Origin of the sequence: Pseudonocardia sp. Ae717_Ps2 (assembly GCF_001932475.1) — a bacterium.
Lineage (GTDB): Bacteria > Actinomycetota > Actinomycetes > Mycobacteriales > Pseudonocardiaceae > Pseudonocardia.
The window spans coordinates 224,835-246,204 of record NZ_MCIS01000001.1; the positions used below are offsets into that span (position 1 = coordinate 224,835).

Annotated in this window: 18 protein-coding genes; 8 read left to right on the forward strand and 10 right to left on the reverse strand. The window is 73.1% G+C overall.

The window, feature by feature from the left end:
* Positions 1-78: 78 nt before the first annotated feature.
* Positions 79-1,566 carry a glutamate--cysteine ligase gene (locus Ae717Ps2_RS01140; protein ID WP_075334137.1) on the reverse strand — a complete coding sequence of 496 codons (1,488 nt, stop codon included), beginning with the start codon at positions 1,564-1,566 and terminating at the stop codon, positions 79-81.
* A gap of 167 nt (positions 1,567-1,733) precedes the next feature.
* Between Ae717Ps2_RS01140 and Ae717Ps2_RS01145 the strand changes: the two genes are divergently transcribed.
* Positions 1,734-2,543 (forward strand): RNA methyltransferase, encoded by an 810-nt coding sequence (locus Ae717Ps2_RS01145; protein ID WP_075308640.1) that lies wholly within the window; start codon positions 1,734-1,736, stop codon positions 2,541-2,543.
* A gap of 84 nt (positions 2,544-2,627) precedes the next feature.
* On the opposite strand, the gene sepH is transcribed toward Ae717Ps2_RS01145, so the two are convergent.
* From sepH to Ae717Ps2_RS01160, 3 genes are all read right to left on the reverse strand, one after another.
* Complete coding sequence (sepH, locus tag Ae717Ps2_RS39825; protein WP_198932120.1) at positions 2,628-4,301, reverse strand: septation protein SepH; 1,674 nt, start codon at positions 4,299-4,301, stop codon at positions 2,628-2,630.
* A 317-nt stretch (positions 4,302-4,618) separates the two neighbouring features.
* On the reverse strand, positions 4,619-5,752 hold the full coding sequence (serC, locus tag Ae717Ps2_RS01155) for a phosphoserine transaminase (protein ID WP_043281338.1): 1,134 nt from the start codon (positions 5,750-5,752) through the stop codon (positions 4,619-4,621).
* A 53-nt stretch (positions 5,753-5,805) separates the two neighbouring features.
* Positions 5,806-6,765, reverse strand: a complete 960-nt coding sequence (locus Ae717Ps2_RS01160; protein ID WP_198932121.1) for a GlxA family transcriptional regulator — start codon at positions 6,763-6,765, stop codon at positions 5,806-5,808.
* A 71-nt stretch (positions 6,766-6,836) separates the two neighbouring features.
* Here Ae717Ps2_RS01160 and Ae717Ps2_RS01165 point away from each other — a divergent pair, with 71 nt between their 5' ends.
* Positions 6,837-8,123, forward strand: coding sequence for an MFS transporter (locus tag Ae717Ps2_RS01165; protein WP_075308634.1), 1,287 nt, complete (start codon positions 6,837-6,839; stop codon positions 8,121-8,123).
* Positions 8,124-8,209: 86 nt separating this feature from the next.
* Positions 8,210-9,121, forward strand: coding sequence for a hypothetical protein (locus tag Ae717Ps2_RS01170; protein ID WP_020626952.1), 912 nt, complete (start codon positions 8,210-8,212; stop codon positions 9,119-9,121).
* A gap of 37 nt (positions 9,122-9,158) precedes the next feature.
* On the opposite strand, the gene Ae717Ps2_RS01175 is transcribed toward Ae717Ps2_RS01170, so the two are convergent.
* Together Ae717Ps2_RS01175 and Ae717Ps2_RS01180 are read right to left on the reverse strand one after the other, a co-directional pair.
* Positions 9,159-10,298 (reverse strand): citrate synthase 2, encoded by a 1,140-nt coding sequence (locus Ae717Ps2_RS01175; protein WP_075332906.1) that lies wholly within the window; start codon positions 10,296-10,298, stop codon positions 9,159-9,161.
* 163 nt (positions 10,299-10,461) lie between these two features.
* On the reverse strand, positions 10,462-10,965 hold the full coding sequence (locus tag Ae717Ps2_RS01180) for a hypothetical protein (protein ID WP_139318841.1): 504 nt from the start codon (positions 10,963-10,965) through the stop codon (positions 10,462-10,464).
* A 203-nt stretch (positions 10,966-11,168) separates the two neighbouring features.
* Between Ae717Ps2_RS01180 and pdxH the strand changes: the two genes are divergently transcribed.
* From pdxH to Ae717Ps2_RS01200, 4 genes are all read left to right on the forward strand, one after another.
* Positions 11,169-11,822 carry a pyridoxamine 5'-phosphate oxidase gene (gene pdxH / locus Ae717Ps2_RS01185; protein ID WP_020626955.1) on the forward strand — a complete coding sequence of 218 codons (654 nt, stop codon included), beginning with the start codon at positions 11,169-11,171 and terminating at the stop codon, positions 11,820-11,822.
* Between the two features lie 49 nt (positions 11,823-11,871).
* Positions 11,872-13,266, forward strand: coding sequence for an MFS transporter (locus Ae717Ps2_RS01190; RefSeq protein WP_233147403.1), 1,395 nt, complete (start codon positions 11,872-11,874; stop codon positions 13,264-13,266).
* A gap of 89 nt (positions 13,267-13,355) precedes the next feature.
* Complete coding sequence (locus Ae717Ps2_RS01195) at positions 13,356-14,666, forward strand: citrate synthase (protein WP_060713456.1); 1,311 nt, start codon at positions 13,356-13,358, stop codon at positions 14,664-14,666.
* Between the two features lie 162 nt (positions 14,667-14,828).
* Entirely contained in the window at positions 14,829-16,220 is a 1,392-nt protein-coding gene (locus Ae717Ps2_RS01200) for a deoxyribodipyrimidine photo-lyase (RefSeq protein WP_075308630.1), read from the forward strand.
* Here the strand turns inward: Ae717Ps2_RS01200 and Ae717Ps2_RS01205 are convergent.
* Complete coding sequence (locus tag Ae717Ps2_RS01205) at positions 16,201-17,373, reverse strand: ABC transporter permease (protein ID WP_075308628.1); 1,173 nt, start codon at positions 17,371-17,373, stop codon at positions 16,201-16,203. The two genes, Ae717Ps2_RS01200 and Ae717Ps2_RS01205, sit on opposite strands and share 20 nt — an antisense overlap.
* Positions 17,370-18,350 (reverse strand): ABC transporter ATP-binding protein, encoded by a 981-nt coding sequence (locus tag Ae717Ps2_RS01210; RefSeq protein ID WP_083702235.1) that lies wholly within the window; start codon positions 18,348-18,350, stop codon positions 17,370-17,372. The genes Ae717Ps2_RS01205 and Ae717Ps2_RS01210 overlap by 4 nt, the downstream gene beginning before the upstream one ends.
* 226 nt (positions 18,351-18,576) lie before the next feature.
* On the opposite strand from Ae717Ps2_RS01210, the gene Ae717Ps2_RS01215 reads away from it, so the two are divergent.
* Entirely contained in the window at positions 18,577-19,902 is a 1,326-nt protein-coding gene (locus tag Ae717Ps2_RS01215) for an MFS transporter (RefSeq protein ID WP_233147404.1), read from the forward strand.
* Between the two features lie 56 nt (positions 19,903-19,958).
* On the opposite strand, the gene Ae717Ps2_RS01220 is transcribed toward Ae717Ps2_RS01215, so the two are convergent.
* Both Ae717Ps2_RS01220 and Ae717Ps2_RS01225 read right to left on the reverse strand, forming a co-directional pair.
* Entirely contained in the window at positions 19,959-21,059 is a 1,101-nt protein-coding gene (locus Ae717Ps2_RS01220; RefSeq protein WP_083695531.1) for a gamma-glutamylcyclotransferase, read from the reverse strand.
* Between the two features lie 30 nt (positions 21,060-21,089).
* Positions 21,090-21,317 carry a hypothetical protein gene (locus Ae717Ps2_RS01225; protein ID WP_139318840.1) on the reverse strand — a complete coding sequence of 76 codons (228 nt, stop codon included), beginning with the start codon at positions 21,315-21,317 and terminating at the stop codon, positions 21,090-21,092.
* Positions 21,318-21,370: the final 53 nt, after the last annotated feature.

The window sequence follows — 21,370 nt, forward strand, 5'->3', positions numbered from 1 at the left end:
GTGCGGAGGGGGACGGTAGGAACGCGAGGGTGGTGAGCGGGCCCGGTCGCGGAGAATGCTTCGCGATGGCGAAGCCGATCAGTCGGGGATCTCCCAGGTGTGGACGGGCTGGTTGGCCGTCGAGTGCGCCAGGTAGCGCTCGAGCATGCCGCGCAGGGCGGTCATCCGGTCCGCGCCCCGCGCCTCCAGCGCGGCGACGGTGTCGATCTGCCACGACGACCCGGTCTGACGCGTGACGCAGCGCCGCTCCAGCACCGTCAGGTACCGGTCGCAGACCGCGCCGGAGACACCCCAGCGGGCGAGCCCCTCGTGCGCCAGGGGGAGCAGCTTGCGCAGGGCGAGCTCGTCGGGGAGCACCCAGCCGGTGCCGGGCCAGTACAGGGGAGCGTGCATGCCGTGCTTGGCCGCGGTCTGGAAGTTCTCCCGGGCCGCCTCGAACGACACCGCCCGCCACAGCTGCTGGTCGGCCTCGACCAGGGTGCGGAGCAGGCCGTAGAAGAACAGCGCGTTGGCGACCATGTCGACGGTCGTCGGCCCCGCGGGGAGCACCCGGTTCTCCAGCCGGACGTGCGGGGTGTCGCCCGTACTGTCGTAGATCGGCCGGTTCCAGCGCCAGATCGTGCCGTTGTGCAGGGTCAGCTCCGGCAGGTCCGGGAACCCCTTGTCGCGCATCTGCGTCGCCGGGTCCACGTCCGAGGTCAACGGCATCAGGGCCGGGAAGTAGCGGGCGTTCTCGGAGAACAGGTCCAGCACCGAGTCGATCCAGCGCTCGCCGAACCAGACCCGTGGCCGTACCCCCTGGTTGTGGAACTCGGGGGTCCGGACGTCGCAGGACTGCTCGAACAGCGGGATCCGGGTCTCCGACCACAGCTGCGACCCGAGCAGGAACGGCGAGTTCGACCCGAGCCCCAGCTGGACGCCGGCCAGGCACTGCGCGGCGTTCCAGTAGCGCCCGAAGTTCGCGGGGGAGACCTGCAGGTGCAGCTGCATCGACGTGCAGGCCGCCTCGGGGATGATCGTGTCGAAGTCGGCGTTGACCCGCTCCTCCGGCGAGCAGCCGGCGATGTCGATCCGGATCGGCTCGCCGCGCGCGGTGAGCATCTGGTCGTTGAGCGCCTCGTAGCGGTCCTCGGGGGAGATCGCCTCGGCGGTCATGTGCCCCGGGTCCAGCGTCGGCAGGATCCCGATCATGACGAGCTGGGTGCGCAGGTCCCCGGCCTTCGCCCCGGCGCCCGCGAGCAGGTCGAGCAGCTCGTGTTCCAGCTGGCGCCACTGGTCGCCGGGCAGCGGGCGCGGCGGGAGGTTCAGCTCGAGGTTCCAGCGGCCGAGCTCGGTCTGCCACTCGCCGGAGTTGATCGTGTCCAGGACGTCGGTCCCGTTGAGCGACGGCGCCAGCTCTGGACCGACCAGGTTGAACTCGATCTCCACGCCGGTCATCGGCTCCGTGTCGGAGAACGGGTAGCTGCTGAGCAGGTCACCGAGAGTGTCCAGACAGCGCTGCACCTTGATCCGGTACCGCTGGCGGTCGCGCCGGCTGAACGTCGTCCGGTCGACCACCTGACCCATGCGCGAACCGACCTCCATCGAACGGGGAGCGCCTCCTCACCCGCACGGCGGAGGGCCGTGCCGAGGGAGGCGGCACTACACCGTGTCATATCGCCGGACCGGGCGGTACCGGCTGACCGGGCGACCAGACGCGGCGAACGGTCAGTGACGTGGGACGATCGGGCGTCGTGGCCATACTCACCACGGTCGAGCACCCCGACGACCCCCGTATCGACGATTACCGCGACCTCACGACCGCCGATCGGCGCCCCGATCGGCCCGGTGGGCGCGGGCTGGTGATAGCGGAGGGTGTCGTCGTCGTGCGTCGTCTGCTCGACTCTCCGTATCCGGTGCGGTCCCTGCTGGGGGTCCCGCGCCGCCTCGACGAGCTGTCCGACGACCTCGCCGGCGTCGACGTGCCGGCCTACGCGACCGACGCCGACACGATGGCCCGCGCGGTCGGGTTCCATCTGAACCGGGGGGTGCTCGCCGTCGCCGACCGTGCTCCCGCGCCGTCCCTCGACGACGTGCTGGCCCGCGCCCGCACGCTGGCGGTCTGCGAGGGGGTGGGGGACCACGAGAACCTGGGGTCGTTGTTCCGCAACGCCGCCGCCCTCGGCGTCGACGCGATCCTGCTCGGCCCCGGCTGCTCGGACCCGCTCTACCGGCGCAGCGTCCGCGTCTCGATGGGGCACGTGCTGCGGGTCCCGTTCACGACCCTCGACGGCGCGTGGCCCGCCTCGCTGGACCGGCTGCGGGAGGCGGGGTTCACCGTCGCGGCACTCACCCCCGCCCCCGACGCCGAGCCCCTCGCCACGGCGGGCCTGGGCGGCCGGAAGGTCGCTCTGCTGCTGGGCGCGGAGGGCCCCGGGCTCACCGACGAGGCACTGGCCGCCGCCGACCGCCGTGTCCGGATCCCGATGGCGAGCGGCGTGGACTCGCTCAACGTCGCGACGGCCGCCGCCGTCGCCTTCCACGCCGTCACCGGCGGGAGCTGACCCCGGCCGTGTTCCCACACCGGATCCGGGCTCCCACACGGGACCGGATCCGGTGTGGGAGGTCGGAACCCGTGCGGGAAGGTGTCAGCGCTGGCCGCGGACGCCGAGCAGGACCTCGTCCCACGACGGCATGACCGGCTTGCCCTTCTTCGTCCGCCGCGATCCTGCGGTGGATGGGCGGCGCGGGGCCGCGGTCTCGGCGTCCTGTGCCGGGGTGGGGTCCGTCTCCTGCTCCGACGTGGCCGGGGTCTCGGTGGTGGCCGCGGCGGGTGCCTCGGTGCGCTCGTCGGCAGACCCGTCGTTCGTGGCGGCCCCGTCGTTCGTGGCGGTCCGGCGGTCGTCGGTCGCGGGACTCGCCGCGGCGGAGTCCGTGTCGGTGCCCGCGGGCCTCTCAGCGGAGTGCGCCTCGGTGGACCGCGCCTCCGCGGACTGCGCCTCGGTGGACTGTGCCGCGGTGGACGGCGCCGCAGCGGACGACCCTGCGGTGCTCGTCGCCGCCTCCGCGGTCGTGTCCTCCGGAGTGGCCGATGCGGTGGCGGCCGGTGACGTGCCGGCGGGGGCCGGGCTGCCCGCTGCGTCGGTGTCCGACGCCGAGGTGGCCGCTCCCGTCGACGTCGCCGCCGCCGAGGCGGTCGCGTCCGTCGCGTCGTGCGCGGGCCCGGTGGCCGACGAGCCCGTACCGATTGCGTCCGTGGCGGTGGCCGCCGGGGCCGGGACGACCGGGTCCACGCCGTCCGAGCCGGTCGAGCTCGCGCCGCCGGAGGTCGTGCCGCCCGGGGTCGTGCCGTCCGCGGACACACCGTCCGAGGCGGGTCCGCTCGACGCGGTGTCGGTCGCGCCGGCCGACCCGGTCCCGTCGGTGGCGTCGGTGCTGTTGATGGCGTCGGTGCCCTCGACCTGCTCGACGCGCTTCGGGACCACCGGCGCCGCGGCGGCCGGGGCCCGGGTGTCGTCCGGGCGGGTGCCCACGGTGCGACCGGGTGTCTCGACGCGGGTCCGGGGCGGCGGCGGGCTCGCCCGACGCTGCTCGGGCGCGATCCCGCGCCCGGCCCAGGCCTCGGGCTGCTGCCCACCGGCCGCCGCGACGGCGCGCGCGGGAGCGGCGGTCGTCGGCGCCTCGGGGGCGTGGTCCTCGTCGCGGGCCATGTCGACCACCGACCCGAGCGGGCGCAGTGGACGTGCGGGCAGACCCTCGACGAGGTCGGAGGCGTGCTCGTCCAGCGCGACGACGGTGCCGCCGTGGGCACCGGGCTGGAACGCCCAGTGCGCGGCGTTGTCCGAGCGGCCGGTCTGCCAGGTCAGGACGACGACCCACTTGCCGTCCTCGCCCTTCCAGGAGTCCCAGCCGGCCCCGGCGTAGTCCTGTCCGCGCAGGCCGAAGGTGTGCGCGACCGTCTCACCGAGCGTGCGTGAGTCGGGGCCGTCGGCGCGCTGCGGATGTGCACTCTGGGCCAGCTCGGCGGTCCGCGACCGCTCGAGCAGGACGGGATAGGCGAAGCGTTCGATCTTCTGGGTCGGGACGCCGGCCGCGGCTGCGACCTCGTCGACCGACGCGCCACCCCGGATGCGGGCCTGGATCTCCCGTGGGCGCAACTGGCTCTCCAACTCGATCGCGATCTGGCCGAGCCGGGTCACGTCACCCCGTGCCGCGGCCCGCAGCTGCTCGTCGGCCGGCACCGTGTAGCGCTCGCGGCGGCCCGGGTCTTCGAGGACGACCGAGCCGTCCCCGGTCACCCCCACGACCCGCAACGCGCGCATCGACCTGACCTCCTGCTGTCGTCCCCGTCCGGGTGACGGTAGATGGCGAGGGGTCCGTGCCGGGTGAGGCGCGCCGGGCGAGTTCTGCCTGGTCGACAACACCTACTCGCCCGGGGGACCACCGGACCTTTCTCACTGACCGTGCTCAGCGTCGCACAGTTCGTGACGCACGAGGGAATTGGGGCGAGTGTTGCGCGTGTGACTACAACGAGTTGCTATCGATCACGCAACGACGCTGCGTGGCAACGCAACCCCCACACACGACGACGGCCGCCCCCAGGTGGGGACGGCCGTCGCGGTTCGTCGACGAGCAGGTGTCAGGAACCCAGCCGCTCCACGACCCAGTCGATGCACGCGGTCAGCGCCGAGACGTCCGACGGCTCGACCGCCGGGAACATCCCGATCCGCAACTGGTTGCGGCCCAGCTTGCGGTACGGCTCGGTGTCCACGATCCCGTTCGCGCGCAGCGCCGTCGCCACCGCGGCGGCGTCGACGGCGTCGTCGAAGTCGATCGTGCCGACCACCAGGCTCCGGTGTGCCGGGTCGGTGACGAACGGCGTCGCGAAGCTGCTCTTGTCCGCCCAGGTGTAGAGCCGGTCGGAGGAGTCGCGGGTGCGCGCGACGCAGCCGTCGAGCCCGCCGCGGGCGTTCATCCAGCGGATCTGGTCCTCGAGCAGGAACAGCGTCGCCAGCGACGGCGTGTTGTAGGTCTGGTCCTTGCCGGAGTTGTCGACGGCGGTGGCCAGCGACAGGAACGGCGGGATCCAGCGGTCCGACGCGGCCAGCTCGGCGACCCGCTCCAGGGCCTTCGGGCTCATGATCGCGAGGAACAGGCCGCCGTCGGAGGCGAAACCCTTCTGCGGGGCGAAGTAGTAGACGTCGGACTGGGTGATGTCGACCGGCAGTCCGCCGGCGCCGGAGGTCGCGTCGATCAGCACGAGCTGGTCGTCGGTGGTGCCCGCGGGCCGGTTGACCGGCACGGCGACTCCGGTCGAGGTCTCGTTGTGGGCCCAGGCGATGACGTCGACCGACGGGTCGCTGACCGGCTCCGGCGCGCTGCCCGGGGCGGCCTTGACGATCACCGGGTCGGCCAGGAACGGCGCGCCGGTGGTGGTGTCGGCGAACTTCTGCGAGAACTCGCCGTAGGTCAGGTGCAGCGACCGCTCGCGGACCAGGCCGAACGCCGCCGCGTCCCAGAACGCGGTCGAGCCGCCGTTGCCGAGGACGACCTCGTAGCCGTCGGGCAGCGAGAACAGCTCGGCCAGGCCCGAGCGCACCCGTCCGACGAGCTCCTTCACCGGCTTCTGCCGGTGCGAGGTGCCCAACAGGGAGTCGCCGGTCGCGGCGAGGGCGGACAGCTGCTCGGGGCGCACCTTGGACGGACCGCATCCGAAGCGGCCGTCCTGCGGAAGGAGATCGCCGGGGATCTTCAGATCGGCAGGAGAGGTCACGGTCCCAGTGTCGCAGCAGTACCCGTGGTGACGTGCGCCCAGTGCCGCGCGGATCACGCGCCGGCGGGTGCCCGGTGGGCGCGCCGGTACGCCAGCGGCGCCATCCCGATCTCGGCGTGCAACCGCTGCCGCAGCGCCGCGGTGGTGCCGAACCCGGCGCGCGCGGCGACCTGCTCGACGGGCAGGTCGGTGGTCTCCAGCAGGCGGCGCACCAGCTCCAGTCGGCGCGCGGCCAGCCAGCGGGCGGGGCTGGTGCCGGTCTCGGCGCGGAAGCGACGGGTGAAGGTCCGCACGCTCATCGACGCCTGCGCCGCCAGCTCCTCGATCGGGAGCGGCCGGTCGAGGCGGTGCAGCGCCCACTCCCGGACGGCGTCGGTGGCCGGGCCGCCGGGGTCCGGGACGTGCGAGGCGACGAACTGGGCCTGCCCGCCCTCCCGCCACGGTGCGACGACGTTGCGCCGCGCGGTCGCGGTGGCCACCGCGGCGCCGTGGTCGCGGCGGACCAGGTGCAGGCACAGGTCGATGCCCGCGGCCACGCCCGCCGAGGTGAGGATGTCGCCGTCGTCGACGAACAGCACGTCGGGGTCCAGCTCCACCTGCGGGTACAGCGCGCGGAAGGCGTCCACGTGTGCCCAGTGGGTGGTGGCGCGGCGACCGTCGAGCACGCCGGTGGCGGCCAGGGTGAACGCGCCGGTGCAGATCGCCACGACCCGTGCGCCGCGGTGCACGGCCCGGCGCACCAGGCCGAGGACGGCCTCGCCCGGATCGTCGGTGTTCGGGCCGCGCACGGCCGGCACCACCAGGGTGTCCGCGCGCTCCAGTACGTCGATCCCGTGTTCGGGCAGCACCCGGTACCCGGCGCTGGTGCGGACCGGGCCGCCGTCGACGGTGGCGACCCGCACGTCGTAGAGCGGGATGCCGTCCGCCGTGGTCGTGGTGCCGAGGATCCGTTCGGGGATGCCCAGCTCGAAGGCGATCACCCCGTCGACGGCGAGCACTCCGACCCGGTGCATGGCCGAATTCTTGCACATGTCGTCCGTCCGGCCACTGTTGTGTGCCGCACCGCCCCCGCACGATGACCCCCATGACGACGGCGCCCACGACGGCGGACACACGAGCACGCCGGGTGCACCCGGCCTGGTGGGCGGCGGGGGCGACGTTCCTCGCCCTGCTCGGCGCGGCCGGGTTCCGGTCCACCCCCGGGGTGCTGGTCGAGCCGCTGCACGCCGAGTTCGGCTGGGGCATCGGGTCCATCTCCTTCGCGCTCGCGGTGAACCTCGCCCTGTTCGGGGTGACCGCGCCGTTCGCGGCGGCGCTGATGGAGCGCTTCGGCGTGCGCCGCGTGGTCGCGACCGCGCTGGTCATGGTCGCGGTCGGTGCCGGCACGACCGTGTTCATGACGGCGGTCTGGCAGCTGGTGCTGCTGTGGGGCGTCGTCGTCGGGCTGGGCACCGGCTCGATGGCGATGGCGCTGGTCGCGACCGTGGTGAACCGCTGGTTCGTCGCCCGCCGCGGCCTCGTCTCCGGGGTCCTCACCGCCGCCACCGCCACCGGGCAGCTGGTGTTCCTGCCCCTGGTCGCGGCCGTCGTCGAGTCGGGCGGGTGGCGGCCCGCGGCGTTGATCACCGCAGGCGCGGCACTGGCCGTGGTGCCGGTGGTGTGGCTGTTCCTGAAGGACCGGCCCGCCGACGTCGGGGTCCTGCCCTACGGCGGCACCGAGGCCGACGTCGTCGCGCCGCAGCGCACGGGCGCCGCGCGGCTGGCGGTGCGGGCGCTGGCCGACGCCGCGCGCACCGGCACGTTCTGGCTGCTCGTCGGCGGGTTCTTCATCTGCGGCGCGACGACGGCGGGGCTGGTCCAGTCCCACTTCGTCCCGGCCGCGCACGACCACGGCATGCCCGCGACGACGGCGGCCTCCCTGCTCGCCCTGGTCGGCATCTTCGACCTGCTCGGGACGATCTTCTCCGGCTGGCTGACCGACCGGATCGACCCGCGGCTGCTGCTGGGCGCCTACTACGCGCTGCGCGGGCTGTCGCTGTTCCTGCTCCCGCCGCTGTTCGGGACCGACCTGAACGCCAGCATGCTCGCGTTCGTCGTGTTCTACGGCCTGGACTGGGTCGCGACCGTCCCGCCGACGATGGCGCTGGCCCGCGAGGCCTTCGGCGCCCGCTCGGCGGTGGTGTTCGGCTGGATCTTCGCCTCGCACCAGATCGGGGCGGCGTTCGCCGCGCTCGTCGCGGGTCTGGTCCGCGACGCCCTGGGCAGCTACGACACGGCCTGGTACGGCGGCGCCGTCCTCTGCGTCGTCGCGGCCGGGCTGTCGCTGGCGATCCGGCGCCACCGGGCCCCCGTGCCGTCGCCCGCGGGCTGATCACCATCTGCTCACGATCGTCCCGATCCGCCGCCGACGTGCCCTGTGTCCGGTACGACACGGGGAGTCGACGAGAGGGGCGAGTCGTGACCGAGAACCATCCCGGCCCGGGGGAGCCCGTGCCGCCGCAGCCGGGGATCGTGCCGCTGCGACCGTTGGACGCGGGGGAGATCGTGGGCGGGGTGTGGCGGTTCCTGCGCCGGACCCCGTGGACGGTCCTGCCCGGCCTGCTCTACGCCGTCGTCGTGCTCGGGACGCTGTGGCTGCTGCAGCCGGTCGGTGCACTGCAGCCGGCGAACCCGTTCGACCTGGTCGGGACCTTCCTGGAGGCGACGCTGTCCGGCCTGCCCTTCGGGCTCGTCGCGGCCGCCGTGGCGCCGCTCGTGCTCGCCGCGGTCCTCCCGGCGGTGACCTCGGCGGTGTACGGCTCGCGGACCGGGATCGCCGCGGCCTGGGCACAGGGCCGCCCCCGGCTGCCCGCCCTCTACGGCGTCCAGCTGGCGCAGCTGGTGATCGGGCTCGTCCCGATCGCGGTCGGCGCCTTCGTCGCGCTGCCGCTGTGGCGTGCGGGCGGGGTGGCCGCGGTGGCCGGGCTGCTCCTCGTCGTCGTGTTCTACGCCGCGCAGACCTGGATCGCGATCCTGCTGTCCCTGGCGTCGCCCGCGGTCGTCGCCGAGGGCCTCGGTGCGCGGGACGCGCTGTGGCGGTCGGTCGAGCTGGTCCGTGGTGCCTGGTGGCGCTGCTTCGGCGTGCTGATGCTGGTCGGGCTGACCGTGGCGGCGGCCGCGATCGTGGTGATGATCCCGGTGTTCGCGGTGACCTTCGCCCTGATGTTCACGGTGAGCCCGACGCTCGGGCTGGCCGTCGCCGGGGTGGCCTACGTCCTGCTGCTGGGCCTGGTGCTCCCGGTCTCGGTCGCCGCGCCGGCGCTGCTGCACCACGACCAGCGGGGCCGCCGCTCCGGGGTGGTCGGCCCCCCACCGGGGGAACAGCCGTAGCGCGCTCGGCCACGGGAGTTCCCCCGGGGAAGGGGGATCAGCGGGCGGAGACCGAGTCCCAGCCGTCGACGTCCTGCGGCCTGCGCGGGCCCGGGCCGATGTACTGCGCGCTCGGGCGCACGAGCTTGCCCTCGCGCTTCTGCTCCATGACGTGCGCCGACCAGCCGGCGGTGCGGGCGGAGGTGAACATCGCGGGCATCATGTGCGGCGGGACCTCGGCGAAGTCGAGGATCACCGCCGCCCAGAACTCGACGTTGGTCTCGATCGGGCGGTCCGGGCGTCGCTCGCGCAGGATCGCCAGCGCGGTGCGCTCCAGCTCGGCGGCCACCTCGTAGCGCGGGGCGTTCAGCTCCTGGCAGGTGCGGCGCAGCACGCGGGCCCGCGGGTCCTCGGCCCGGTAGACCCGGTGCCCGAAGCCCATGAGCTTCTCCTTGCGGTCCAGCAGGCCCGTGACCAGCGCCCGGGCGTCGCCGGTGCGCTCGACCTCGTCGATCATCGGGAGCACCCGGGCCGGGGCGCCGCCGTGCAGCGGGCCGGACATGGCGCCGATCGCGCCGGACAGCGACGCGGCGGCGTCGGCACCGGTGGAGGCGATCACCCGGGCGGTGAAGGTCGAGGCGTTCATGCCGTGCTCGGCGGCGGACACCCAGTAGGCGTCGACGGCGGCGACGTGGCGCGGGTCGGGCTCGCCGCGCCAGCGGGTCATGAAGCGCTCGGTGATCGTGGAGCACTCGTCGATGCGCGACTGCGGCACCGCGGGCACGCCGATGCCGCGGGCGGACTGGGCGACGTAGGACAGCGCCATCACCGAGGCGCGGGCCAGGTTGTCGCGGGCCTCGGCGTCGTCGATGTCGAGCAGCGGACGGTAGCCCCAGTACGGGGCGAGCATCGCCAGTGCGGCCTGCACGTCGACCCGCACGTCACCGGTGTGCACCGGGATCGGGAACGGCTCCGCCGGCGGCAGGCTCTGCCCGAAGCGGCCGTCGACCAGCAGCGCCCAGACGTCGCCGAAGGTCACCGTGCCGGCGAGGTCCTCCAGGTCGACGCCGCGGTAGCGCAGTGAGCCGCCGTCCTTGTCGGGCTCGGCGATCTCGGTGCGGAACGCGACGTGGCCCTCCAGCCCGGACCTGAATCCGGGGGGCGGCGGGGGCACCTCGTGCGCGAGCGTCTCGGTCACCGGGTCTCCTTCGGCTCGGATGGTCGTCGCCACCCTGCTCCGAACGGCCGGGGCGGGGCAACGCGACCGGCCGGTGGTGTCGATCACGAACCGGACACCCGTGCGTGAACGGTGGCCGTGTGCGGGACGGCGGGACGCCCCGCACACGGTCCGCGCGCCGCGGTCAGTCGGTGAAGTAGACGGGGACCCCGGTGACGATGTTCTGGCTCAGCGCCTTGACCGCGGTGGTGGCGATGATCTGGGTCCCCGCCTTGCCCCAGTGCACCGTCCCGTGACCGCTCTTGCCGCAGCCGAGTGACACCCAGTACTCCTTGCCGTCGCTCCACCGGAACCCGCGGGCCTTGACGCAGGCCTGGCCGGAGGAGAAGTTCGGGACCTCCCAGGACACCGTGATGTACGGCTTGCTCTGCCGGGCGATGTGTCCGCAGCTGCCGTTGTAGGTGCGGCTCCACTTTCCACCGATCGGCGCGTAGGCGGCCCGGTCGATCTTGCCGCACGACACCGTGCGCACCGTCGCGGTCACCTCCCGCTCCGGCGCCGCCGCTGCCGCAGCCACCGTCCCCGTCCCCGCCGCCGACGGCGCCGCCACCGGCGCGAGCGCCACGGCCCCGGTGAGCAGTACGGCCAGCGCCGTCGCGACCGGCGCGAACATCCTCGTCACACGCATCGTCTTCCCTCTCGTCATCCGAGCGGGGGTCGTCGTACGTACCCACCATCCCCCCGATCGGGTGGGTACGGATCGACTATTGATTGCGGGATGCAACGACGTCAACGGGTGATCCGGGCGGTCGGGGACCGAACGGCGGGTGCGCGGGAGGCGGGCGCGTGCCTACGGTCGTCGGCGGCACCGACCGTGAGTGAGGGGAACCGATGACGGACGCACCCGCGCTGGAGAGGATGCGGATCGACTACGCGAGCCGACCGCTCGACGTCGACGACCTGGCTCCGACCTGGTACGAACAGCTCACCGCGTGGCTGGAGCAGGCCCGTGAGGCCGGGCTGACCGAGCCGAACGCGATGGTGCTGGCGACTTCGGATCCGGACGGGCTGCCGTCGTCGCGCACCGTCCTGTGCAAGGGCCTCGACGCCGGCGGCATCGTGTTCTACACGAACTACACCTCCGCCAAGAGCCACGACCTCAATCGCACGCGCGTCGCCTCGGTCACCTTCCCCTGGTACGACCTCCAGCGTCAGGTGCAGCTCTCCGGTCGCGTCGAGCGCTGCTCCGAGGCCCAGTCCGACGCCTACTGGGCGCTGCGCCCGCGCGGGTCACAGCTGGGGGCGTGGGCGTCGGCGCAGTCGACGATCGTCGCCGGGCGCACGGTCCTCGACCAGGCGCTCGCCGGGGTCACCCGGCGCTTCGAGGGCGTCGAGGAGATCCCGCGACCGCCGCACTGGGGTGGCTGGCGGATCGTGCCGTGGCAGGTCGAGTTCTGGCAGGGCCGCGCCGACCGGATGCACGACCGGCTGCGGTTCGAGGTCGGCCGCGACGACTCCTGGTCGGTGCGCCGGCTCGCCCCCTAGGGGCAACCCGGAGGCGTGATGTCGGGGCGTCCGTGTACACCTTGACATCGTGAGCACGCGCAACGATCCCGGTGAGGGGCCGACGCAGCCGGTGCCGGGCGCCGAACGGGACACCCCGACCCGCCCCGTCCCCTCGCCCGCGGACGAGGGGCCGACGGTCCGCACCCGCGCGTCGCGGCTGACCGGGCTGCTGCGGTCGACCTTCGCCGACACCACCCCGCTGCGCACGCCCGCCTACCGGCGGCTGTGGGCGGCCGGGATCGTGACGGTGATCGGCGCCCAGCTGTCGGTCGTCGCCGTGCCGATCCAGATCTTCCAGCTGACCGGGTCGTCGGCCTACGTCGGGCTGACCGGTCTGTTCGGCCTGGTCCCGCTGGTGGTGTTCGGGCTGTGGGGTGGCGCGATCGCCGACGCCGTCGACCGGCGGGTCATGCTGCTGTTCACCGGGTCCGGCATCGCGCTGAGCTCGCTGGCGCTGTGGGTGGTCTCGGCCAGCGGGGCCGGGAACGTGTGGGTCGTGCTGGTGCTGTTCGCGTTCCAGTCGGCGATGCTCGCGATGAACCAGCCCACCCGCAGCGCGGTCATCCCGCGGCTGCTGCCCGCCGAGCAGCTGCCCGCCGCGAACGCGCTGAACATGACCGTCGTGCAGGTCGGCGCGGTGCTCGGGCCGCTCCTGGCCGGGGTGCTGATCCCGTTCATCGGGCTGTCGACCCTCTACCTGGTCGACGCGATCTTCCTGCTGGCGACGCTGTGGGCGACCTGGCGGCTGCCCGCGCTGCCGAGCTCCGCGCAGCGGGTGGACGGTGAGCGTCCGAAGGTGGGGCTGCGCGCGGTCGTCGACGGCTTCCGCTACGTCGGTACCCAGCGCATCCTGCTCGTCTCGTTCCTGGTCGACGTGATCGCGATGGGGCTGGGCATGCCCCGGGTGCTGTTCCCGCAGATGGCGGTGGACACCTTCGGCGGTACGGCCGACGGGGGTGTCCAGCAGGGCCTGCTGTACGCGGCGATCCCGATCGGGATGGTTGCCGGCGGCGTGCTGTCGGGCTGGTTGCAGAAGGTGCAGCGCCAAGGCGTCGCGGTCGTGGTCGCGGTGTGCGTCTGGGGCGGTGGGGTCCTGGTGTTCGGTCTGACCGGGTCGTTGTTCCTCGCGGTGCTCGCGCTGGCCGTCGCCGGCGCCGGCGACCTGGTCAGCTCGGTCTACCGGTCCTCGATGCTGCAGACCGTCGCGACCGACGAGATGCGCGGCCGGATGCAGGGCGTGTTCATCGTCGTCGTCGCGGGCGGGCCCCGGCTGGCCGACATGTGGCACGGCTCGGCGGCGTCGTTGATCGGGCCCGGTGTCACCGCGACGCTCGGCGGCGCCGCGGTGATCGTGGGCGTGCTGCTGTGCGTCTGGCGCTTCCCGGAGTTCCTCCGCTACCGCGCGCCCCGCGACGGAGGGTGAGAATCGTCGCCGCGTTCTGCGGATTCGCCCCGGCGGGCTAGCGTGTGCCCGAGACCCGATTGATCCCCGCTGTGAGAGGGAACCTCCACATGTCCGACGAGACCGCCGCCAAGTCCGACACCGCCGTACTCCGGTATTCGGGCGGCGAGTTCGAGACCGCGGTGCACACCCCGACGGAGGGGTCGCAGGCCGTCGACGTCAGCAAGCTGCTCGGCAAGACCGGCCTGGTCACCTTCGACCCGGGCTTCACCAGCACCGCGGCCTGCTCCTCGGCGATCACCTACATCGACGGTGACGCCGGCATCCTGCGCTACCGCGGCTACCCGATCGACCAGCTGGCAGGGAACTCCACGTTCCTCGAGGTCAGCTACCTGCTGATCTACGGCGAGCTGCCGAGCCAGCAGCAGCTCGACGCCTTCACCACCCGGATCAGCCGGCACACCCTGCTGCACGAGGACCTGAAGCGCTTCTTCGAGGGCTTCCCGCGGGACGCGCACCCGATGCCGGTGCTGTCGTCCGCGGTCAGCGCGCTGTCGACCTTCTACCAGGACTCGCTGGACCCGCACGACGAGGAGGCCGTCGAGCTCTCCACCGTCCGGCTCATGGCGAAGGTCTTCACGATCGCCGCCTACGCCTACAAGAAGTCCGTCGGGCAGCCGTTCCTGTACCCGGACAACTCCCTCGGCCTCGTCGAGAACTTCCTGCGGATGACCTTCGGGTTCCCCGCCGAGCCCTACGAGCTGGACCCGGACATGGTCCGCGCGCTCGACACGCTGCTGATCCTGCACGCCGACCACGAGCAGAACTGCTCGACCTCGACGGTGCGTCTCGTCGGTTCCAGCCAGGCCAACCTGTTCGCCTCCATCTCCGCCGGCGTGAACGCGCTGTTCGGCCCGCTGCACGGCGGCGCCAACCAGGCGGTCCTGGAGATGCTGACCCGCATCAAGGACGTCGAGGGCGGCAACGTCGACGACTTCGTCAGCCGGGTCAAGAACAAGGAGCAGGGCGCGAAGCTGATGGGCTTCGGGCACCGGGTCTACAAGAACTACGACCCGCGCGCGAAGATCGTCAAGGAGCAGGCCGAGACGATCCTCAAGAAGCTCGGCGTCAACGACCCGCTGCTCGACATCGCGATGACGCTCGAGGAGAAGGCGCTGGCCGACGACTACTTCGTCGAGCGCAAGCTCTACCCGAACGTCGACTTCTACACCGGCGTCATCTACCGGGCGATGGGCTTCCCGGTGAAGATGTTCACCGTGCTGTTCGCGCTCGGCCGGCTCCCGGGCTGGATCGCGCACTGGCGCGAGATGATGAACGACCCGCAGAACAAGATCGGGCGTCCGCGCCAGCTCTACACCGGTTCCGCGGAGCGTCTCTACGTCCCGGTCGGCCAGCGCTGACCACGTAGCACCACCGCACCGGCCTCTCTGCACGAGCGGGCCGCTCGTACGACCTCGTCGTACGGACGGCCCGCTCGTGCGTTCCGGGGGCGGGAGCGCGACCGGGGGAGGGGGCGCGGCTCGGCGGGCGGGTGGGACGTGGCGGCGCTAGCGTCGACCGGCATGGCGCCCAGCACTGCCGTCGTCTGGTTCCGACGAGACCTCCGGGTCGCCGACCAGCCCACCTTCCTCGCCGCGGCCGACGCCGCCGACCGCGCGCTCGCGCTGTTCGTGCTGGACCCGGCGCTGTTGGCACCCTCCGGCGCCGCGCGGGCGAACTTCCTCTACGGCTGCCTGCGCGAGCTCGACGAGGCCCTGGGCGGGAAGCTGCTCGTGGTGAAGGGGGACCCGGCGGACGTCGTCCCGCGGATCGCGACGGCGGTCGGCGCCCAGACCGTGCACGTCGCCGCGGACTACGGCCCCTACGGCCGCGAGCGCGACGAGCAGGTCGAGAAGGCACTCGCCGAGGACGGCGTCGAGCTCGTCCGGACCGGCTCGCCCTACGCCGTCGCGCCCGGCCGGGTGGAGAAGGGCACCGGCGGGCCGTTCAAGGTGTTCACCCCGTTCAGCCGAGCGTGGGCCGACCACGGCTGGCGCGCCCCGGCCGGGACCGACGCGTCGACGTGCAGGTGGATGGACCCCGCCGACAAGAACGGTGGACCCCGCGCGGTGCAGATCCCCGACGACCAGCCGGTCGAGGCCGAGCTGCCCGAGGCGGGGGAGTCCGCGGCGCGGGCCCGCTGGGCGGACTTCCTCGACGAGGGCGTGGCGGACTACGGGTCCGCCCGCGACCTGCCCGCCGAGCGCGGCACCTCGGGCATGTCGCCGTACCTCAAGTACGGCTGCGTCCACCCGCGCACGCTGCTCGCGGACCTGGCGAAGCAGAAGGGGGACTCGGTGAAGACCTACCGCACCGAGATCGCCTGGCGGGAGTTCTACGCCGACGTGCTGTACCGGCGGCCGGACTCCGCGCGCGAGAACTACGACAAGGCCTTCGACCACCTGCCGCTGCGCACCGGGAAGGCCGCCGACGCCGACTTCGAGCGCTGGTGCGAGGGCCGGACGGGCTTCCCGATCGTCGACGCCGGGATGCGCCAGCTGCGGGGCGAGGCGTGGATGCACAACCGAGTGCGGATGATCGTCGCGTCGTTCCTGGTCAAGGACCTGCACCTTCCGTGGTGGCGCGGCGCGCGGCACTTCATGGCGCTGCTCGTCGACGGCGACCTGGCCTCCAACCAGCACGGGTGGCAGTGGACGGCCGGGTCGGGGACGGACGCGTCGCCGTACTTCCGGATCTTCAACCCCATCACCCAGGGCGAGCGGTTCGACCCCGACGGGGACTACGTGCGCCGCTGGGTGCCCGAGCTCGCCGAGGTCGGGGGCAAGGTCGTGCACCAGCCGTGGAAGCTGCCCGGCGGCATCCCGGAGGGCTATCCGGAGCCGATGGTCGACCACAAGGCCGAGCGTCAGGACGCGCTCGCCCGCTACGACCAGGTCAAGGCCGCCCGGCCCTGAGCGCGTCCCGCCAGCGGACCCGCGCCCCGGTGCGCAGCACCGAGTTGCGGTACACCCGTGCCGACAGCAGCACCATCCCGGCGAGGGCGGCCAGCGCCAGCAGATAGGCGAGCACCGGCTCCCACCACGCGGTGACGCCGAGCGCGGTGCGCGCGGGCATGAGCGTCTGCGACAGGTACGGCACGAACGACAGCACCGTGGTGACGGGGTTGCGCGGGTCCACGGGCAGCACGGCGACGGCGAGCAGGAACGGCACGAGCAGCACGATGGCGATCGGCGCGGTCACCGACTGGAGCTCCTCCTGCCGGGACACCAGCGCGCCCGCCGCCGCGTAGAGCGTCGCGAACAGGAAGAACCCCACGAGGTACCAGGCCAGCGCGGACACCAGCGTGGGCAGCAGCAGCGCCGGGACCGCGAGCACGCCGGTGCCCACCGCGACGGCCGCGCCCACCCCGCCGAGGATCAGCAGCTGCAGCAGCCCGACCAGGCCGAGCCCGAGCACCTTCCCCGCGAGCAGCTGCCGCGCCGGGACGGTCGCGAGCAGCAGCTCGACCACGCGCCCGGCCTTCTCCTCGACCACCCCCTGCGCGACGGCCGCGCCGTAGGCGGTCACCGAGAAGAACAGCAGGAACGTCGTCACGAACGCCGTGCCGATCCGCTGCCCGAGCTCGGTGTCGACCGGTTCGAGTGTGCGCACCCCGACCCCGGACAGTGTGCTCACTCGGTCCGGGTCGGCGCCCGCGGCGAGCAGCGACTCGCGCACGGCCTGCTGCTCCACCACGTCGGCGACCAGCGACCGCAGCCCGGGAGCGACGTCGTCGAGGCCCACGAGCTGGTAGGTCCCCGGTGCCCCGGTGAGCATCGCGTCGGCCTCGCCGGTGCGGACCATCGACTCCGCGGTGTCCCGGTTCCCGGCCTCGGTCACGCGCAGCGTGGTGCCCAGCCGGTCCGCGGTGCCCTGCAGCTCGCCGCGCAGCTCGCGGGCCGGCCCGTCCAGCACCAGCGACGACGACGAGCCCTGCGTCCCGGCGAACACGATCACCGCGCCGTAGCCGCCGAAGACCAGCAGCATCAGCAGGATCCCGACGACGAACGTCCGCGACCGCAGCTGGGTGGTGATCTCGCGCCGCGCGACGAGCAGCACAGTCTTCATCGGGCGCGGTCCGTCGGGAGGGCGCGCTCCGTGGGGAGGGCGCGGTCGGTGGGGAGGGCGCCGTCCGTGGGAAGGGCGGGGTCCGCCGGGACGGCGCGGTCGCGCACGGCGTCGCGGTACAGCTCGGTCAGCGGCGGCCGGTACGGACCGAACGCGTGCACCGGCCCGGCGGCCAGCGCCGCGGCCAGCAGCACCTGGTCGTCGGTGCCCGGCGCCAGCTCGACGCGGGTGCGGGCACCGTCGACGTCGAGGACCCGCACCCCGGGGAGGTCGTCGGTCCAGCCCGGTGGCGGGCCGGTGACGTCGTAGCGGTCCGCGGCACCGGCGCGCAGCCCGTCGACCGTGCCGACCGCCACCATCCGGCCCGCCGAGATGATGCCCACCCGGTCGCAGAGCCGCTCCACCAGCTCCAGCTGGTGGGAGGAGAACACCACCGGCACCCCGGCCGCGGCGCGCTCGCGCAGCACCGCCCCCAGGGTGTCGACGGCCGCCGGGTCCAGCCCGGAGAACGGCTCGTCGAGCACCAGCAGATCGGGGTCGTGCACCAGCGCGGCGCACAGCTGCACCCGTTGCTGGTTGCCCAGCGACAGCTTCTGCACCTCGTCGCCGCGGCGCCCGGCCAGCCCGACCCGCTCGGTCCAGGTCTCGGTGGCCGCCTGGGCCTCCGACCGTGACATCCCGTGCAGCCGGGCCAGGTAGACGAGCTGCTCGGCGACCCGCATCCGCGGGTAGAGACCGCGCTCCTCGGGCAGGTACCCGATCCGGCGGCGTTCCGCGGGACCGAGTGGCGCGCCCTTCCAGGTGACCGCACCGGCGTCGGCGTCGAGGACGCCGAGCACGATCCGCATCGTCGTCGTCTTGCCCGCCCCGTTGCCGCCGACGAAGCCGAACACCTCGCCCGCACCGACCGTGAAGCTCACCTCGTCGAGGGCGGTGGCAGGGCCGAACCGCTTGGCGAGGCCGTCGATCGCCAGCACGTCGGCGACGCTACACGGAGCGGAGGTCGCGCACCGGTCTCGATCAGCGGGCGTGGGTGGCAGGTCCCCTTTCCGCTCTGTAGGCTCCGCACACCGCAATGGTGCTGGGATATGTCGATCGTGTAACGAAATGCGCTTCCGGTAGCGGTTTACGCATTGCGTGAGTGGGGGTCCTCGAATGTCATCGGTTCCGGCAGATGCTGGTCAACAGAGTGGCGAGAACGACGTGGAGCCCTCCGTACTGCGGAGGGCGGTCGCCGCGTCGGCGATCGGGAACGCGACGGAATGGTTCGACTACGGCATCTACGCCTACCTGACCGTCGAACTGACCAACGCGTTCTTCCCGGGCGAACTGGGCTACCTGGGAACGCTGCTGGGCTTCGCGATCTCCTTCATCCTGCGGCCGCTCGGCGGCTTCGTGTGGGGGCCGCTCGGGGACCGCATCGGCAGGCAGAAGGTCCTGTCGATGACGATCATCCTGATGGGCGTCGCGACGTTCCTGATCGGCGTCATCCCGTCCTACGCGACGATCGGCTGGGCCGCGCCGGCGCTGCTGTTCCTGCTGCGGATCATCCAGGGCTTCTCCACCGGCGGTGAGTACGGCGGCGCCGCCACCTTCATGGCGGAGTACGCGCCGGACCGCAAGCGCGGGTTCTGGGGCAGCTTCCTGGAGTTCGGCACCCTGGCCGGCTTCACGCTCGCGGTGCTGGTCGTCTTCGGCCTGGAGACCGCGATCGGCGAGCAGGCCATGCTCGACTACGGCTGGCGCATCCCGTTCATGATCGCCCTGCCGCTGGCGATGATCGGCCTCTACATCCGGACCAAGCTCGAGGACACCCCGGTGTTCCGTGACCTGGAGGCCGCCGGCGAGTCCGAGTCCGCCGCGACCGGCGCGCTCAAGGACCTCCTCGTCCGCTACTGGCAGCCGATCCTCGCACTGTTCGGCCTGGTCATCGCGCTGAACGTCATCAACTACACGCTGCTGACCTACATGCCGACCTACCTGCAGACGACGCTGTCGATGGACTCGGCGAGCGCCGACACGGTCGCCGTGGTCGGCCAGGTCGTGATGATGCTGCTGATCCCCTTCGCAGGGGCGCTGTCGGACCGGATCGGCCGCAAACCGTGCTGGTGGATCTCGCTGGTCGGCATCTTCGTGCTGGCGATCCCGATGTACATGCTGATGGCGGTGAGCGTGCCGCTGGCGATCCTCGGGTTCACCGTGCTCGGGCTGATCTACCTGCTCCAGCTCGGGACGATCTCCGCGACGTTCCCGGCGATGTTCCCGACCCACGTCCGCTTCGCCGGCATGGCGATCTCCTACAACGTGGCGACGGCGGCGTTCGGCGGCACCGCGCCGCTGATCAACGAGTCGGCGATCGAGGGCACCGGTGACGTCCTGTTCCCGGCCTACTACATGATGGGCGCCTGCGTGATCGGCATGATCGCGCTCTACTTCGTCATCGAGACGAAGGGCGTGTCGATCTCCGGCCGGGAGATCCCCGGGCTCGCCGAGCACCGCGCACGGCAGGCCGCGAAGACCGCTTCCTGAGTCGGAGCACCGGTCCACACCGGGCCCGTCTCCGTCGGGGACGGGCCCGGTCGGCGTCAGGGCTGGGACCAGCCGTGTGGCAGCGGCACGTGGCCGTCCCGCGCCGCGGTCCACACCCAGGCCCAGCACACGGTGCCGTCGTCGAGAACCACCCGGGACCGCGCGTAGTCCGGGCCCTCGTAGGCGTCGAGCGCGGCCAGCGCGGTCTCCGGGTCGGCCAGCTCGACGACCCAGCCGGGCACCCCGTCGCCGGTGTCGAGGGTCAGCGCGGGGTACCCGCGGCCGGTGTCGGCGACCGCGCCAGTCGGCAGCACCACCGGCTGCGGCAGCACGTCGGAGGCGTGCCCGCGCAGCATCCCGAAGGCCCGGCGGCCGGGCATGAGGGTGCCGTAGACGAACACCCGAGACGGCCACTGCTCCGGCACGGGTACGCCGTCGACGGACGTGGCGTCGAGACCGTCCGGGCCGGGTGCCCCGGACAGCGCGACGGCCCCGGCCTGGGCGAGGTCGGCGCAGCGGACGGGGGCCCCGTCGACGTGCAGCGGACGGCGGTCGGTGCGGGCGTCGCCGGTGGGGACCTCCGGGGCGAGGTAGGCCCACGGCCGGTCCAGCACCCCGGCGGCGTCGACGAGCGTGACCCGCCCGGTCGCGACCCGGGCCAGCCGGTAGCGCGGCGGGTCGGCGTCGCGGCCCTCGACGGCGTCGAGCGCGGCGAACTGCTCCGGCGCGACCAGCCACACGGTGTGCTCCTCGACCGCCCCACCGACGGCGGCGAGGGTGGCCGGGCGCTGGTCGTCGACGACCCGGCGGCCGGCCGACCAGACCGCCGCCATGCCTTCGGTGCGCACCCGCAGCACGACGACCGGCCCGGTCAGCCCGCGGGCCTCGCGCATCCAGGAGATCTTCGACGGGCAGGCGTTCGAGCCGTAGGCCAGCAGCGGTACCCGCCCGGCCATCGGCGGCGCGTTCGCTCCGGCGAGCACGTCGTCGAGACAACGACCGTCGACCCGCCATCCCGAGGGCGTCGACGGGTCGGCCGCCAGGGGGTGGGTGCGGCCGTCGACGTGCAGGAACGAGCACGGCGGCCGAGCACCCGGATAGGGGTCCGCGGGGAACGCGGAGTCCGGCCACGGTGCGGTGATGTCCGTTCCCGTCATGGGCACGGACCGTAGATCAACAGCCCGGGGTCAGCGGGGCGCGTCCGGGTACCGCCGCCGTAGCAGCGCCGTCGCCACCGCGAACAGCACCAGGACCGACAGCACGGCCGCCACGACGATCACCACGGTCGAGGTGCCCGCGGGCAGCAGTGCGAACGGCCAGAGTCCGGAGACCAGCACGGTCAGGCCGCCGACCGCGCCGCGCAGCAGGGCCGGGGTGCCGTCGGGGAACACGAACAACCGTCGGAGTAGTGCCATGGACCGACGGTAGGGGCCGAACGGGGGTTGCCGCAGCCCCGGACGGACCTCAC

Excerpts from the sequence above, each read along its gene's own strand:
- Ae717Ps2_RS01195 (WP_060713456.1), top strand. The coding sequence starts at position 13,356 with ATGTCCGACGAGACCGCCGCCAAGTCCGACACCGCCGTACTCCGGTAT.
- Ae717Ps2_RS01220 (WP_083695531.1), bottom strand. The coding sequence starts at position 21,059 with ATGACGGGAACGGACATCACCGCACCGTGGCCGGACTCCGCGTTCCCC.
- Ae717Ps2_RS01165 (WP_075308634.1), top strand. The coding sequence starts at position 6,837 with ATGACGACGGCGCCCACGACGGCGGACACACGAGCACGCCGGGTGCAC.
- Ae717Ps2_RS01160 (WP_198932121.1), bottom strand. The coding sequence starts at position 6,765 with ATGCACCGGGTCGGAGTGCTCGCCGTCGACGGGGTGATCGCCTTCGAG.
- pdxH (WP_020626955.1), top strand. The coding sequence starts at position 11,169 with ATGACGGACGCACCCGCGCTGGAGAGGATGCGGATCGACTACGCGAGC.
- Ae717Ps2_RS01180 (WP_139318841.1), bottom strand. The coding sequence starts at position 10,965 with ATGCGTGTGACGAGGATGTTCGCGCCGGTCGCGACGGCGCTGGCCGTA.
- Ae717Ps2_RS01225 (WP_139318840.1), bottom strand. The coding sequence starts at position 21,317 with ATGGCACTACTCCGACGGTTGTTCGTGTTCCCCGACGGCACCCCGGCC.
- Ae717Ps2_RS01205 (WP_075308628.1), bottom strand. The coding sequence starts at position 17,373 with ATGAAGACTGTGCTGCTCGTCGCGCGGCGCGAGATCACCACCCAGCTG.
- sepH (WP_198932120.1), bottom strand. The coding sequence starts at position 4,301 with ATGCGCGCGTTGCGGGTCGTGGGGGTGACCGGGGACGGCTCGGTCGTC.
- Ae717Ps2_RS01200 (WP_075308630.1), top strand. The coding sequence starts at position 14,829 with ATGGCGCCCAGCACTGCCGTCGTCTGGTTCCGACGAGACCTCCGGGTC.
- Ae717Ps2_RS01140 (WP_075334137.1), bottom strand. The coding sequence starts at position 1,566 with ATGGGTCAGGTGGTCGACCGGACGACGTTCAGCCGGCGCGACCGCCAG.